This is a genomic window from uncultured Stenotrophomonas sp., from assembly GCF_963519125.1.
GTDB lineage: Bacteria > Pseudomonadota > Gammaproteobacteria > Xanthomonadales > Xanthomonadaceae > Stenotrophomonas.
On the sequence record NZ_CAUQLJ010000040.1, the window covers coordinates 1 to 14,777 of the forward strand.

The 14,777-nt window shown below is 65.1% G+C and carries 19 protein-coding genes; 17 read left to right on the top strand and 2 right to left on the bottom strand.

The features are described 5' to 3' along the window. Positions 1-28 precede the first annotated feature (28 nt). From rplE to RYM47_RS19050, 17 genes are all read left to right on the top strand, one after another. Entirely contained in the window at positions 29-571 is a 543-nt protein-coding gene (gene rplE / locus RYM47_RS18970; RefSeq protein WP_070209013.1) for a 50S ribosomal protein L5, read from the top strand. An 18-nt stretch (positions 572-589) separates the two neighbouring features. Further along, the gene (gene rpsN, locus RYM47_RS18975) at positions 590-895 is read left to right on the top strand and encodes a 30S ribosomal protein S14 (protein ID WP_068849472.1); all 306 of its coding nucleotides are present in this window, start codon (positions 590-592) and stop codon (positions 893-895) included. Between the two features lie 257 nt (positions 896-1,152). Continuing rightward, positions 1,153-1,551 (top strand): 30S ribosomal protein S8, encoded by a 399-nt coding sequence (gene rpsH, locus RYM47_RS18980; RefSeq protein WP_017355419.1) that lies wholly within the window; start codon positions 1,153-1,155, stop codon positions 1,549-1,551. An 18-nt stretch (positions 1,552-1,569) separates the two neighbouring features. Next, entirely contained in the window at positions 1,570-2,097 is a 528-nt protein-coding gene (gene rplF, locus RYM47_RS18985) for a 50S ribosomal protein L6 (RefSeq protein ID WP_315390025.1), read from the top strand. A gap of 80 nt (positions 2,098-2,177) precedes the next feature. Continuing rightward, positions 2,178-2,537, top strand: a complete 360-nt coding sequence (gene rplR, locus RYM47_RS18990) for a 50S ribosomal protein L18 (RefSeq protein WP_024957318.1) — start codon at positions 2,178-2,180, stop codon at positions 2,535-2,537. A 161-nt stretch (positions 2,538-2,698) separates the two neighbouring features. After that, positions 2,699-3,241 (top strand): 30S ribosomal protein S5, encoded by a 543-nt coding sequence (gene rpsE / locus RYM47_RS18995; protein WP_004145411.1) that lies wholly within the window; start codon positions 2,699-2,701, stop codon positions 3,239-3,241. Beyond that, positions 3,234-3,425 (top strand): 50S ribosomal protein L30, encoded by a 192-nt coding sequence (rpmD, locus tag RYM47_RS19000; protein WP_004145412.1) that lies wholly within the window; start codon positions 3,234-3,236, stop codon positions 3,423-3,425. Before rpsE ends, rpmD begins: the two co-directional genes overlap by 8 nt. A 6-nt stretch (positions 3,426-3,431) precedes the next feature. After that, positions 3,432-3,875 (top strand): 50S ribosomal protein L15, encoded by a 444-nt coding sequence (gene rplO, locus RYM47_RS19005; protein ID WP_004154498.1) that lies wholly within the window; start codon positions 3,432-3,434, stop codon positions 3,873-3,875. Between the two features lie 7 nt (positions 3,876-3,882). After that, on the top strand, positions 3,883-5,250 hold the full coding sequence (secY, locus tag RYM47_RS19010; RefSeq protein WP_315390028.1) for a preprotein translocase subunit SecY: 1,368 nt from the start codon (positions 3,883-3,885) through the stop codon (positions 5,248-5,250). A gap of 365 nt (positions 5,251-5,615) precedes the next feature. Next, a complete protein-coding gene (gene rpsM / locus RYM47_RS19015; protein WP_004154500.1) occupies positions 5,616-5,972 on the top strand; it encodes a 30S ribosomal protein S13 in 357 nt (118 codons plus the stop codon). A gap of 11 nt (positions 5,973-5,983) precedes the next feature. Next, a complete protein-coding gene (rpsK, locus tag RYM47_RS19020) occupies positions 5,984-6,373 on the top strand; it encodes a 30S ribosomal protein S11 (protein WP_004145443.1) in 390 nt (129 codons plus the stop codon). 15 nt (positions 6,374-6,388) lie between these two features. Continuing rightward, positions 6,389-7,018 carry a 30S ribosomal protein S4 gene (rpsD, locus tag RYM47_RS19025; RefSeq protein WP_004145446.1) on the top strand — a complete coding sequence of 210 codons (630 nt, stop codon included), beginning with the start codon at positions 6,389-6,391 and terminating at the stop codon, positions 7,016-7,018. Positions 7,019-7,073: 55 nt separating this feature from the next. Further along, positions 7,074-8,072: a DNA-directed RNA polymerase subunit alpha gene (gene rpoA, locus RYM47_RS19030; protein ID WP_010483975.1), complete on the top strand. Its 999-nt coding sequence runs from the start codon at positions 7,074-7,076 to the stop codon at positions 8,070-8,072. A 191-nt stretch (positions 8,073-8,263) separates the two neighbouring features. Then, positions 8,264-8,647 (top strand): 50S ribosomal protein L17, encoded by a 384-nt coding sequence (gene rplQ, locus RYM47_RS19035; RefSeq protein WP_315390030.1) that lies wholly within the window; start codon positions 8,264-8,266, stop codon positions 8,645-8,647. A gap of 687 nt (positions 8,648-9,334) precedes the next feature. Continuing rightward, positions 9,335-9,847, top strand: coding sequence for a disulfide bond formation protein B (locus tag RYM47_RS19040; RefSeq protein WP_315390031.1), 513 nt, complete (start codon positions 9,335-9,337; stop codon positions 9,845-9,847). Between the two features lie 36 nt (positions 9,848-9,883). Further along, positions 9,884-11,266 (top strand): 3-deoxy-7-phosphoheptulonate synthase class II, encoded by a 1,383-nt coding sequence (locus tag RYM47_RS19045; RefSeq protein WP_315390032.1) that lies wholly within the window; start codon positions 9,884-9,886, stop codon positions 11,264-11,266. Between the two features lie 141 nt (positions 11,267-11,407). Further along, complete coding sequence (locus tag RYM47_RS19050) at positions 11,408-12,556, top strand: mechanosensitive ion channel domain-containing protein (RefSeq protein ID WP_315390034.1); 1,149 nt, start codon at positions 11,408-11,410, stop codon at positions 12,554-12,556. A 3-nt stretch (positions 12,557-12,559) separates the two neighbouring features. Here RYM47_RS19050 and RYM47_RS19055 read toward each other — a convergent pair whose 3' ends face one another. After that, positions 12,560-14,155 carry an amidase gene (locus RYM47_RS19055; protein ID WP_315390036.1) on the bottom strand — a complete coding sequence of 532 codons (1,596 nt, stop codon included), beginning with the start codon at positions 14,153-14,155 and terminating at the stop codon, positions 12,560-12,562. A 58-nt stretch (positions 14,156-14,213) separates the two neighbouring features. Then, positions 14,214-14,699, bottom strand: a complete 486-nt coding sequence (locus tag RYM47_RS19060) for a DUF2127 domain-containing protein (RefSeq protein WP_315390037.1) — start codon at positions 14,697-14,699, stop codon at positions 14,214-14,216. Positions 14,700-14,777: the final 78 nt, after the last annotated feature.

Below are 14,777 nucleotides of genomic sequence, written 5' to 3' on the forward strand. Positions count from 1 at the left end.
AGGCGCTCGACGCCTGAGGAATGAGAAGATGAGTTCCCGTCTCGAAAAGTTCTACCAGGAAGAAGTGGTGCCGGCGCTGATGAAGCAGTTCGGCTACACCAATCCGATGCAGGTCCCGAAGCTGGTCAAGGTCACCCTGAACATGGGTGTCGGCGAAGCGGCGACCAACAAGAAGATCCTGGAAAATGCCGTCGCCGACATGTCCAAGATCTCCGGCCAGAAGCCGATCGTGACCAAGTCCCGCGTGTCGGTGGCTTCGTTCAAGATCCGTGATGGTTGGCCGATCGGCTGCAAGACCACGCTGCGTCGCGCCAAGATGTATGAGTTCCTGGACCGCCTGATCAACATCTCGCTGCCGCGCGTGCGCGACTTCCGTGGTGTCTCGGGTCGTTCCTTCGACGGTCGCGGCAACTTCAACATGGGTGTGAAGGAACAGATCATCTTCCCGGAAATCGACTTCGACGCTGTCGACGCGATCCGCGGCATGGATATCGCCATCACCACCACCGCCAAGACCGACGCGGAAGCGAAGGCGCTGCTCGCAGCGTTCAAGTTCCCGTTCCGTAACTGATACGTCGAGGATACCGAAATGGCAAAGACCTCCATGGTCAACCGCGACCTGAAGCGTGCGAAGCTGGCAGTGAAGTACGCCGGCAAGCGTGAAGAGCTGAAGAAGATCATCTCCAGCACGACCGCCTCGTACGAAGAGAAGGAACAGGCCGTGATCAAGTTGCAGAAGCTGCCGCGCGATTCGTCGCCGAGCCGCCACCGCAACCGTTGCGAACTGTCGGGCCGTCCGCGTGGCGTTTACAGCAAGTTCGGCCTCGGCCGTAACAAGCTGCGCGAAGCCACCATGCGCGGCGACGTGCCGGGCCTGCGCAAGGCAAGCTGGTAAGGGATCATTCCCTGGAAGAGGGTGAACCTGTTCAGGTTCATCCTCTCTCGAAAGAGCCCGACGCAAGTCGGGCTCTTTTTGTCGTATACTCCCGGTCTTGCCTCGTCAGGGGCAGGGGGTAGAGCGGGGCTCTGTCCCGCTGAAGCAGGGGGCGCTGCCCGCTGGTTCATGTTCCAAGGGTCCTGGCCCATCCCAGATTTTCAAAAACAGCTAGATTTTCGCGAAAGCGGATATCGGTGCACTCAAAGGTATCGACTATGAGCATGACTGATCCCATCGCCGACCTGCTGGTACGCATCAAGAATGCGGCCGCGGTGGGCAAGCAGACGGTGAAGGCACCGTCCTCCAAGATCAAGGTTGCAATCGCAGAAGTGTTGAAGGCCGAAGGCTACATCACCGACCTGCGCGTGACCAAGACCGAGAACAACAAGGCCGAGCTTGAAATCGTCCTGAAGTATTTCGAGGGCAAGCCGGTCATCGAGACCCTGAAGCGCTTCTCGCGTTCGGGTCTGCGCCAGTACCGTGGCAAGTCCGAGCTGCCGAAGGTCCTGAACGGCCTGGGCATTTCCATCATTTCGACCTCCAAGGGCATCATGACTGATGCGCAGGCGCGCCAGTTGGGCGTCGGCGGCGAAGTCCTGTGCTTCGTGGCCTAAGGCGAGAAGGAGAAAGTTATGTCCCGCGTAGCCAAGAAGCCGGTCAACCTGCCCAAGGGCGTTGAACTGAACATCCAGCCGGAATCCATCAGCGTGAAGGGCCCGAAGGGCACCCTGGTGCTGCCGAAGGTTGCTGGCGTTGAAGTCACCATCGAAGACGGCGTTGCCACCCTGGCCGCCAACGACGCGAACCTGGTCCCGCTGACCGGTACCGTGCGCGCCATCCTGGCCAACATGGTCAAGGGCGTTACCGAAGGTTTCGAGCGCAAGCTCGAGCTGGTCGGCGTCGGTTACCGTGCTGCCATGCAGGGCAAGGACCTGAGCCTGTCGCTCGGTTTCTCGCACCCGGTCGTGTTCGTGGCGCCGGAAGGCATCACCATCACCACCCCGACCCAGACCGAGATCCTGGTCCAGGGCGCTGACAAGCAGGTCGTCGGTGAAGTTGCCGCCAAGATCCGTGCGTTCCGCAAGCCGGAGCCGTACAAGGGCAAGGGCGTGAAGTACTCCGACGAAGTCATCATCCGTAAGGAAGCCAAGAAGGCGTAAGTGCGAGTCCCTCGCAAGAGCCCGCACATCCATGTGCGGACTCCTCAGGGAAAAGCCCATCCTTCAGCTTTCAAGGAACAATCAAAATGAACAAGAACATCGCCCGCCTGCGTCGCGCCAAGTCGACCCGCGCCCACATCCGTGAGCTCGGCGTCGCCCGCCTGTCGGTGCTGCGCACCGGCCAGCACCTGTACGCCCAGGTCTTCACCGCCGACGGTTCCAAGGTGCTGGCTGCTGCCAACACCACCCAGACCGACGTCATGGAAGGTCTGAAGAACGGCAAGAACGCCGACGCCGCCGCCAAGGTCGGCCGCATCGTCGCTGAGCGCGCCAAGGCCGCCGGCGTCGAGAAGGTTGCCTTCGATCGTTCGGGCTACCGCTACCACGGCCGCATCAAGGCCCTGGCAGAAGCCGCCCGCGAAGCCGGCCTGCAGTTCTAAGGGATAAGGGCAGGGGACCTGTGGTCTCCTGCCCGCCTGCTCGCCCGCCTGAGTGAGGCTGGACGGCGCCACTCTTCTGCAGTGGTCCACCGGAACAACGCGACATTCCACAACCATAAGCGGCCCCGAGCCGTACATACCCAAACTACCAAGGAATCAAAATGGCAGAAGAGCGTCAGCAGCGGGGTCGCGATCGCGACCGTAACCGCGAAGAGAAAGTCGACGACGGCATGATCGAAAAGCTGGTCGCGGTCAACCGCGTCAGCAAGACCGTCAAGGGTGGCCGCCAGTTCACCTTCACCGCCCTGACCGTGGTCGGCGACGGCGAAGGCAAGGTCGGTTTCGGCTATGGCAAGGCCCGCGAAGTGCCGGTCGCCATCCAGAAGTCGATGGAGCAGGCCCGCAAGAACCTGGTCAGCGTTGACCTGAACAACGGCACCCTGTGGCACACCATCAAGGATGGTCACGGCGCAGCCCGCGTGTTCATGCAGCCGGCTTCGGAAGGTACCGGCGTCATCGCCGGCGGTGCCATGCGCGCCGTGCTGGAAGCCGTTGGCGTGAAGAACGTGCTGGCCAAGGCCACCGGTTCGCGCAACCCGATCAACCTGGTGCGTGCCACCGTGAAGGGCCTGTCTGCTGCGCAGTCGCCGGCCCGCATCGCGGCCAAGCGCGGCAAGAAGGTGGAGGAACTCAACCATGGCTAATGAGTCCAACAAGACTGTGAAGGTGCGCCTGGTGCGCGGCCTGCGTGGTGCTCAGTCGCGTCACCGCCTGTCGGTGCGTGCTCTGGGTCTGAACAAGCTCAACGATGTGCGTGAACTGAAGGACAGCCCGCAGGTTCGCGGTCTGATCAACACCGTTCACTACCTCGTCAAGGTTGAGGAGTAATCGATCATGACTCTGCGTCTCAATGAACTGAGCCCGGCACCGGGCGCCCGCACCGAGCGCACCCGCGTCGGTCGCGGTATCGGCTCGGGCCTGGGCAAGACTGCCGGCCGCGGCCACAAGGGTTCGTTCGCCCGTAAGGGTGGCGGCAAGATCAAGGCTGGCTTCGAAGGCGGCCAGACCCCCATGCAGCGTCGTCTGCCGAAGATCGGCTTCCGTTCGCCGATCGCCAAGGACACCGCTGAAGTGCTGCTGTACGCGCTGGACAAGCTGCCGGCCGGTGAGATCGACTTCGCCGCCCTGCGTGCTGCCAAGCTGGTCCCGAGCACTGCGAAGAAGGCCAAGGTCGTCGTCAAGGGCGAAGTGACCAAGGCGTTCACCCTGAAGGGTATCGCTGCCACGGCGGGTGCCAAGGCCGCGATCGAAGCTGCCGGCGGCAGCGTAACGGAGTAAGAAAATCATGGCGCAAGCTGGCATCGGTAACCTCGCGGGCGGAATGGGCAAGTTCACTGAACTTCGCCAACGTTTGCTGTTCGTCGTCGGGGCTTTGATCGTCTATCGCATCGGCTGCTACGTGCCGGTGCCGGGCGTCAATCCCGATGCCATGCTTGCCATGATGCAACAGCAGGGCGGCGGCATCGTGGACATGTTCAACATGTTCTCGGGCGGCGCCCTGCACCGTTTCAGCATCTTCGCGCTGAACGTGATGCCGTACATCTCGGCATCGATCGTGATGCAGCTGGCCGTGCACATCTTCCCCGCCCTGAAGGCGATGCAGAAGGAAGGTGAGTCCGGCCGTCGCAAGATCACCCAGTATTCGCGCATCGGCGCCGTGCTGCTGGCAGTGGCGCAGGGCGGTTCGATCGCGCTGGCCCTGCAGGGCCAGGTCTCGCCGTCGGGCGCTCCGGTCGTGTACGCACCGGGCATGGGCTTCGTGCTCACCGCCGTGGTCGCGCTGACCGCCGGCACCATGTTCCTGATGTGGGTTGGTGAGCAGGTCACCGAGCGCGGCATCGGCAACGGTGTGTCGTTGATCATCTTCGCCGGTATCGTCGCTGGCCTGCCGGGTGCGATCATCCACACCTTCGACGCCTACCGCGACGGCAACATCCAGTTCATCCAGCTGCTGCTGATCGCCATCGTCGTGCTCGCCTTCACCTTCTTCGTGGTGTTCGTCGAGCGTGGCCAGCGCCGGATCACGGTCAACTACGCGCGCCGCCAGGGTGGTCGCAATGCGTACATGAACCAGACCTCGTTCCTGCCGCTGAAGCTCAACATGGCCGGCGTCATCCCGGCGATCTTCGCCTCGAGCCTGCTGGCCTTCCCGGCAACCCTGGCCATGTGGTCCGGCCAGGCGGCCAACCAGAGCAGCTTCGGCCAGGTCCTGCAGAAGGTCGCCAACGCGCTGGGCCCGGGCGAGCCGCTGCACATGATCGTGTTCGCCGCGCTGATCACCGGTTTCGCGTTCTTCTACACCGCGCTGGTGTTCAACTCGCAGGAAACCGCCGACAACCTGAAGAAGTCGGGCGCGCTGATTCCGGGTATCCGTCCGGGCAAGGCCACCGCCGACTACATCGACGGCGTGCTGACCCGCCTGACCGCGGCCGGCTCGGCCTATCTGGTGATTGTCTGCCTGCTGCCGGAACTGATGCGCACGCAGCTGAACGCCTCGTTCTACTTCGGTGGTACTTCGCTGCTGATCGTGGTGGTGGTGGTGATGGACTTCATCGCCCAGGTGCAGGCGCACCTGATGTCCCACCAGTACGAGAGCCTGCTGAAGAAGGCCAACCTGAAGGGCGGCAACCGCGGCGGTTTTGCCCGCGGCTGATAAGCCTGTTACACTTTCGTCTTCCTGACGTGATGGTCCTCCGCTTCGCGGACCTGGCCACACAAACGAAGGGCGGCCCCCGCAGCGGTTCCGGGTGGGGGTGAGATCGGGTGGTTCCGCGCTGGAGTAGCGCGGGCGACACCGGGGAAGGGCTCGCAAGGGTCCTTCCATCGAGGTCAACCTGATCCGGCGCCGGAGCCTGGGCACACTCCCTGGGCCGGGTCCATGAAACCTTTCAGGTTTCACGGGCTTCCAAGCACACCGGAACCTTGTTAGTATTGCTGGTTCAATTTTTGATCCATCCCGCCGGAACCGCGCGCCTTCAAGGTGCGCTGTCGGCCATCACTCAGCTGGAGAACCGCGTCATGGCGCGTATTGCAGGCGTCAACCTGCCAGCCCAGAAGCACGTCTGGGTCGGGTTGCAAAGCATTTACGGCATCGGCCGTACCCGTTCGAAGAAGGTCTGCGAAGTCGCAGGCGTTGCTTCGACCACCAAGATCCGCGATCTGTCGGAGCCGGAAATCGAGCGCCTGCGCGCCGAAGTCGGCAAGTACATCGTGGAAGGCGATCTGCGCCGTGAGATCGGCATCGCGATCAAGCGCCTGATGGACCTGGGCTGCTACCGCGGCCTGCGTCACCGTCGTGGCCTCCCGCTGCGTGGCCAGCGCACCCGTACCAACGCCCGCACCCGCAAGGGTCCGCGCAAGGCGATCAAGAAGTAAGGGACTGAGAAATGGCTAAGCCCGCTGCTAAGACCAAGAAGAAGATCAAGCGCGTCGTCACCGACGGCGTTGCCCATGTCCACGCTTCGTTCAACAACACCATCGTCACCATCACCGACCGCCAGGGCAACGCTCTGTCGTGGGCGACCTCCGGTGGCGCTGGCTTCCGCGGTTCGCGCAAGTCGACCCCGTTCGCTGCCCAGGTGGCTGCTGAAAAGGCCGGTCGTGCTGCGCTGGACTACGGCGTGAAGTCGCTGGAAGTCCGCATCAAGGGCCCGGGTCCGGGCCGTGAGTCGGCCGTGCGTTCGTTGAACAACGTCGGCTACAAGATCACCAACATCATCGACGTGACGCCTATCCCGCACAACGGGTGCCGTCCGCCGAAGAAGCGTCGCGTCTAAAGGGAGCGATAAGAAATGGCTCGTTATATCGGTCCTACCTGTAAGCTCGCCCGTCGCGAAGGCGCCGACCTGTCCCTGAAGAGCCCGGCGCGTGCGCTGGACTCGAAGTGCAAGCTGGAGCAGAAGCCCGGCCAGCACGGCGCCACTGCCCGCAAGGGCAAGCTGTCCGACTACGCCACCCAGCTGCGTGAAAAGCAGAAGGTCAAGCGTATCTACGGCCTGCTGGAGCGTCAGTTCCGCAACTACTACAAGAAGGCCTCGACCAAGAAGGGCAACACTGGCGAGAACCTGCTGCAGCTGCTGGAAACCCGCCTGGACAACGTCGTCTACCGCATGGGCTTCGCCGTGACCCGTCCGGCTGCCCGTCAGCTGGTGTCGCACCGCGGCGTCACCGTGAATGGCAAGTCGGTCAACCTGGCTTCGTACCAGGTCAAGGCTGGCGACGCCATCGCCCTGTCTGAAAAGGCTGCCAAGCAGCTGCGCGTCCAGGAAGCCCTGACCGTCGCCGCCCAGCATGACCTGAGCCCGTCGTGGGTTGAAGTGGATTCCGGCAAGTTCACCGGCATCTTCAAGGCTGTTCCGGATCGTTCGGATCTGCCTGCGGACATCAACGAAGCGCTGATCGTCGAGCTGTATTCGAAGTAATTCACATTGGAGAGCCCCCGGCGACGGCCGGGGGTTCACTAGGAGAACCCGCAACATGACGGTTACCGCCAACCAGGTTCTGCGTCCTCGCGGTCCGCAGATCGAACGCCTTACCGACACCCGTGCAAAGGTCGTTATCGAACCTTTGGAGCGGGGTTACGGGCATACGCTGGGTAATGCCCTGCGTCGCGTGCTGCTGTCGTCCATCCCGGGCTTCGCCATCACGGAAGTCGAAATCGACGGCGTGTTGCATGAGTACACCACGGTCGAAGGTCTGCAGGAGGACGTGCTCGAAGTCCTGCTGAACCTGAAGGACGTGGCCATCCGTATGCACTCCGGCGACAGCGCCACCCTGTCCCTGTCCAAGCAGGGCCCGGGCGTTGTCACCGCTGCCGATATCAAGGTCGACCACAATGTGGAGATCCTGAACGGCGAACACGTGATCTGCCACCTGACCAAGGATACGGCGATCAACATGCGTCTGAAGATCGAACGTGGTTTCGGCTACCAGCCGGCTGCCGCGCGTCGTCGTCCGGACGAAGAAACCCGTGCCATCGGCCGCCTGGTCCTGGATGCCTCGTTCTCGCCGGTCCGCCGCGTCGCCTATGCCGTTGAAGCGGCCCGCGTCGAACAGCGTACCGACCTGGACAAGCTGGTCATCGATATCGAGACCAACGGCACCATCGACGCCGAGGAAGCCGTGCGCACCGCCGCCGACATCCTCAGCGACCAGCTGTCGGTGTTCGGTGACTTCACCCACCGCGACCGCGGTGCGGCGAAGCCGGCCAACAACGGCGTGGATCCGGTGCTGCTGCGCCCGATCGACGATCTGGAGCTGACCGTGCGTTCGGCCAACTGCCTGAAGGCTGAAAGCATCTACTACATCGGCGATCTGATCCAGAAGACCGAAGTGGAGCTGCTGAAGACCCCGAACCTGGGCAAGAAGTCGCTCACCGAGATCAAGGAAGTGCTGGCTCAGCGCGGCCTGTCGCTCGGCATGAAGCTGGAGAACTGGCCGCCGGCCGGCGTCGCCAGCCACGGCATGCTGGGCTGATATCGGTAATGCCTGAAGGCTCCACCGTTCGCGGTGGGGCCTTCAACGCAACACAACATGCCACGACGAACCGAAGGTTCGCGGGGCAGGTCGTCCAGGACGGGCGGCCAGGACCAACCGCAGTCCGCGCAGCAACGCCAGGAAGGCGACAACGATCCGCACAGCCTCATCATTAACCAAGGAATATCACCATGCGTCACCAGAAGTCTGGCCGTAAGTTCAGCCGCACCAGCGCCCACCGCGAAGCGATGTTCAAGAACATGGCCGCCTCGCTGTTCAAGCACGAGCTGATCAAGACCACCCTGCCGAAGGCCAAGGAACTGCGCCGCGTTGCCGAGCCGCTGATCACCCTGGCCAAGGTCGACTCCGTCGCCAACCGCCGTCTGGCCTTCGCCCGTCTGCGCGACAACGAAGCCGTTGGCAACCTGTTCACCACCCTGGGCCCGCGTTACGCGAACCGCCCGGGCGGCTACCTGCGCCTGCTGAAGTGCGGTTTCCGCGCCGGCGACAACGCGCCGATGGCCTACGTGGAACTGGTTGACCGCCCGGCCGTTGCCGAAGCCGTCGAAGAATAATCTTCGACTGGCGGTACCCAAGAATCATCGAGAAACCCGGCCTTGTGCCGGGTTTTTTGTTGTGTGCTTTCTCTAAGGTCAACGTCAACGTCAACGTCAACGTCAAAGGCGCTGGTGATTCGCTGGTCACTGTGGGGCCCCGACCGGTGCGGGTTTGCGGGGGACGCCGTAAACCCATCCATGGGGGCTAAGTCGCGGCATCCATGCCGCTCATTCCCCCGCAAACCCGCACCGGCCGGGGCCCAGCGAGTTGGTCGGTGAGCATGTGGCCCATCGGCGGGGCGTGGGAGGTCGTGATCGGTAGGTCGCCGGGCTCTGCCCGGCTGCTCTTCCCCAACGAAGAAGGGCCGGGAGTGCCCGGCGTGCCCCAGATCGCGGCCTCTCACGCCCAGCCATTGGGCTCCATGCGCACCGACGCAACTTCGGGGCCACGTCGGGGATGGGTTTGCGGGGGAATGAGCCGCATGGATGCGGCGACTTAGCCCCCATGGATGGGTTTACGGCGTCCCCCGCAAACCCATCCCCGGCGTGGCCGGGCAGTGGAGCCTTCAGCCCTGCAGCTGTTCGCCCAGATACAAACAGAACAGTGCAGTCGGCAACTGACGCCGACATACGGCAATACGCCACAGGCCAACCCAATCACCACCCTGTTAATCTTGGCGCCTGGACTATTCACGAGTACATGCAATGAATCCATTGCGCTGGAATTACCGCGCCCAGTTCCTGCTGGGGTTCCTGGTCTGCGCCGCCCTGCTGGGCTACGCGATCTGGCTGCAGCTGAAGATGGGCCTGGAACCATGCCCGCTCTGCATCTTCCAGCGTATTGCGTTCGCCGCGCTCGGCCTGTTGTTCCTGATCGGCGCACTGCACGGTCCGCGCGACCGCCCCGGGCGCATCACCTATGGCGTGTTGGCCTTCATTGCCGCCGCGGTGGGTATCGGCATTGCCGGGCGCCACGTGTACGTGCAGATGCTGCCGCAGGACATGGGCTCCAGCTGCGGCCCCCCGCTGTCGTTCCTGAGCGAAACCATGGGGCCGTTCGAAGTGTTCCGCACCGTTCTTACCGGTACCGGCAACTGCGGCAACATCGACTGGACCTTCCTCGGCCTGACCATGCCGATGTGGAGCCTGGTGTGGTTCATCGTGCTGGGCCTGTGGGCGCTGCTGGTCAGCTTCCGCCGCGTTGCCCGCCGCCACTGATTGCTCGTTTACCCTCTCGATTGACTGGATACTGAGATGACTGCCTCCGGCCGTGCCACCCCCAACGCTTCCGTGCCGACCGACTGGTCGCCCGAGAGCTGGCGCGGCCGGCCCGCGCTGCAGATGCCGACCTATCCCGACCCGGTCGCGCTCGACGCCGCCCTGCATGAGCTCAAGCGCCTGCCGCCGCTGGTGACCTCCTGGGAGATCCTTTCGCTCAAGCAGCAGCTGGCCGAGGCCCAGGAAGGCAAGCGCTTCCTCCTGCAGGGCGGCGACTGCGCCGAGAACTTCAGCGACTGCGAATCCACCACCATCTCCAACCGGCTCAAAGTCCTGCTGCAGATGAGCCTGGTGCTGGTGCATGGCATGCGCAAGCCGGTCATCCGTGTCGGTCGTTTCGCCGGGCAGTACGCCAAGCCGCGCTCGGCCGACACCGAGACCCGCGATGGCGTCACCCTGCCGAGCTACCGCGGCGACGTGATCAACGCACCCGAGTTCACCGAAGCCGCCCGCCTGCCCGATCCGCGACGGATGCTCCAGGCCCACGCGCACTCGGCCATGACCATGAACTTCGTGCGCGCCCTGATCGATGGCGGCTTCGCCGACCTGCACCATCCCGAGTACTGGAACCTGGACTGGGTGCGGCACTCGCCGCTGGCCACCGACTACCAGAAGATGGTCTCCTCGATCGGCGACGCCGTGCACTTCATGGAGACCCTTTCCGGTGCCCAGGTGTACAACCTCAACCGCATCGACTTCTACACCTCGCACGAAGCCCTGCTGCTGCCCTACGAACAGGCATTGACCCGCCAGGTCCCGCGCCAGCACGGCTGGTTGAACCTGAGCACCCACTATCCGTGGATCGGCATGCGCACCGCCGCACTCGATGGCGCCCACGTCGAATACCTGCGCGGCGTGCGCAACCCGATTGCGATCAAGGTCGGCCCCTCCGTGCAGCCCGACCAGCTGCTGCGCCTGATCGACGTGCTCAACCCTGACGACGAACCCGGCCGCCTCAGCTTCATCCACCGCATGGGGGCCGCGCAGATCGCCGAGAAGCTGCCGCCGCTGCTGGAAGCCGTCAAGCGCGATGGGCGTCGCGTGCTGTGGGTGTGCGACGCCATGCACGGCAACACCGAAAGCACCAGCAACGGCTTCAAGACCCGCCGCTTCGACAACGTGCGCAGCGAAGTCGAACTGTCCTTCGACCTGCATGCCGCAGCCGGCACCCGCCTCGGTGGCGTGCACCTGGAGCTGACCGGCGAGGACGTCACCGAGTGCACCGGTGGCGCGCGCGAACTGACCGAGCGCGACCTGGAGCGTGCCTACCGTTCTTCGGTGGATCCGCGCCTGAATTACGAACAGTCGCTGGAAATTGCGATGGCGATCGTGCGCAAGCAGGGTAGTGCGACGGCGTAAACGTCGCGTCCGCGGTAAAGCCACGCCCTGCGTGGCTGAAACATCCGGGTTGCCCCACGGACACGCATGGCGTGTCCCTACATGACGATCATCCCGGTTCTGGCAACGTGGGTCCCGTATTGAATCAATGCGGGAGCACGCATGCGAGTGGACTGGCAGATGGCCTCAGCGTACCTGTGGCCGATCGGGATCGCCCTGGCGGTCGGCATCACCGGCTGGTGGCTGCTGATGCTGCTGACCCGTCGGCTCAAGGGCCGCGACTACCGGCGTGCGCGCATCGCGCGCGTGATCAGCCGTCCGCTCGCCTTCGCGCTGCCGATGCTGGTGCTGATTCCCGCACTCGAAGCCACTCCGCTGGACGGACGCTGGCTCGACCAGTCCCTGCGCCTGCTGCACATCGGCCTGACCGCCTGCTTCATCTGGCTGCTGGTGCGCGCCGTGGCCGCCGGCGAACAGGCGATCCTGCGCGACAACCCCATGGAGGTCGCCGACAACCTCGCCGCGCGGCGCATCCAGACCCAGACCCGCGTGCTCAGCCGCGTGCTGATGGGTGCGATCATCCTGGTCGGCGCCTCCATGGTGCTGCTTACCTTCCCGATGGTGCGGCAGATCGGCACCGCACTGCTGGCCTCGGCCGGCATCATCGGCCTGGTCGCCGGCATCGCGGCCAAGCCGGTATTCGGCAACCTCATCGCGGGGCTGCAGATTGCGCTGACCCAGCCCATCCGGCTGGACGACGTGGTGATCGTGGAAGGCGAGTGGGGCCGGGTCGAAGAGATCGGCAGCAGCTACGTGGTGGTGCGGATCTGGGACGAGCGGCGCATGGTGGTGCCGCTGACCTGGTTCATCGAAAACCCCTTCCAGAACTGGACCCGACGCAGCGCCGACCTGCTCGGTACCGCGTTCCTGTGGCTGGATTACCGCGCACCGATCGTGGCGATCCGCGCCGAGCTCGAGCGCATCTGCAAGGGCGAACCGCTCTGGGATGGCCGCGTCTGCGTCACCCAGGTCACCGAAACCAGCGAACACACCCTGCAGGTGCGCCTGCTGGTCAGCGCGCGCAACTCCGGCGACGCGTTCGACCTGCGTTGCATCGTGCGCGAACGCATGCTCGATTTCCTCGCCCGCGAGCACCCGCAGGCGCTGCCGCGCACCCGCGCCGAACTGCTCGAGCGCGACGATCCGCCTACCCGCAGCCCGCGCTCGCAACCGGCCGACGACGTACGTTCGCCCGGTGCCGAGGATGGCCCGCCGGCGCTGGTCCCGGTCGACGAGGCCAAGGTGGGGTGACGGTTACCGGGAGGCGTCGCTGCCGAAGCCCGGCGGCTTGCGCGCCCGCGTGCGCTGTTCGTAGTCGTAGGCCAGCTCGATGAGCTTCGGCTCGCTCCACGCGGTACCCATGAACAGCAGGCCCAGGGGAAGCCCATTCACGTGCGCCATCGGCACGCTCAGGCTGGGGTAGCCCGCCACGGCAGCGGCACTGTAGTTGCCGCCGGGAAATGCGTCGGTTTCGCCGGTGCGGATCGGCCACGCCGTGCCCGTGGTGGGCGCCACCAGCGCGTCCAGGCGTTCGGCCTTGAGCACTGCGTCGATTCCCTCCGGACCGGCCAGGCGGCGCGCCTGGGTGCGTGCGGCGATGTAGGCGGCGCTGCCCAGCCCGTCGGCCTGCGCGGCGCTCTCCATCAGGTCCTGGCCGAACAGCACCAGCTCCTTGTCGGCGTGCTCGCGGTTGTAGGCGATGATCCCGTCCAGGTCGCGCACCGGTGCCTGGTGGCGGGTCAGGTAGCGCTGCATGCCGGCCTTGAACTCGTGCTGCAGCACCACCTGTTCGGCGTCTTCCCACTGGCCCTGGGTCGGCAGCTGTACCGGCACCACCGCCGCGCCAGCGTCGCGCAGCACGCCCACCGCGTGCTGCAGGGCCGGTGCCACCCCCGGCAACTGGTCCAGCGGACCGTGCAGCACGCCGATGCGGGCGCCGCGCAGGCCGTCCGGGGTCAGTCGTGCGGTGTAGTCGTACACCGCGCGGCCGGGCATGGTGGCCGTCGCCGGGTCGGCGTCGTCGCGGCCGGCCATCGCGGTAAGCAGGGCGGCCGCGTCGGCCACGCTGCGGGTGATCGGGCCGGCGGTGTCCTGGCTGAAGGAGATCGGCACGATGCCGTCGCGACTGACCAGTCCGACTGTCGGCTTGAGCCCGACCACGCCGTTCATCGCGGCCGGGCAGACAATGCTGCCGTCGGTTTCGGTCCCTACGGCAGCGGCCGCCAGGTTGGCCGAGACCGCTACCGCGCTGCCGCTGCTGGAGCCGCAGGGCGAGTAGCCGAGCCGGTAGGGGTTGCGGGTCTGGCCACCGCGCGCGCTCCAGCCCGAGATCGATTCGCTGGAACGGAAGTTGGCCCATTCGCTGAGGTTGGTCTTGCCCAGGATCAGCGCGCCGGCTGCGCGCAGCCGGGTGACCAGGAACGCGTCGTCCGGGCGGAAGCCGGTCAGCGCCAGCGAGCCGGCACTGGTGGCCATCGGGCGTGCGCCGATGTTGTCCTTGAGCAGCAGCGGGATGCCATGCAGGGGCCCGCGCAGCTGCCCACGGCGGCGTTCGGCGTCCAGCGCGGCCGCTTCCTTCAGCGCATCCGGGTTTAGCTCCAGCACCGCGTTGAGGCGCGGCCCGGACCGGTCCAGTCGCGCGATCCGCTCCAGGTAGGCGCGGGTCAGGGTGACGCTGTCCAGCTCGCCGGCGGCCATCGCGGCCTGCAGCTGGGTAATGTCGGCCTCCGCATAGGCGAACGGCGTCTCGGCCGGTGCCGCCGCATGCGCCTGGTTGAACAGCCGCGCAGGCGAGGGCGTGCAGCCCAGCACCACGAGGGCCAACAACAGTGATGTGAGTGGCACGCGCATCCGTGTATCCCCGCTACCCGTGCTCAGGCTAACCAGCCTCCGGCGCGCTTGGCAACTTTCAGGCCGACGGCTGGGCCGGACCATGGCGCTTGCGGATGTCGCGGGCGAGCACGCCGACCACGATGAGGTTGATCACCAGTACCGACCACGAGGCCCAGCCCGGGTGGCGGATGATCGCGAAGATGTCGAACGGCAGGTAGATGCCGGCGGTGACGCAGCCCAGCCAGGAGGCCCAGGCCTTGGCGCGCCAGAGGCCCCAGGCCTCGAAAAGATGCAGGATGCCGTACGCGACCATGGCAGCAGCGGCCAGGTGCACGGCATCGGGGCTGATCATGTTGAGCAGCGAGGGCAGGGTGCCGTGATCCGGGTCCAGGCTGAAACGCCGGATCAGGGCATTGACCCCATCACGCAGGGGCTGCGGGCCGAGTACTTCCAGCCCGGTGGCAGCCAGCAGCGCCAGGACCGCCTTGCTGGCTTCCAGCAAGGCGATCAGGTGAAGCCCCGGATGCTTGTGAGGATCCGGGTTGTAGGCAGTGTCGGTCACGAGGGTCCGATCAGCCGCGCGAGGCCTTCTTGCGGTCGCTTTCGGTCAGGAACTTCTTGCGCAGACGGATCTCCTTCG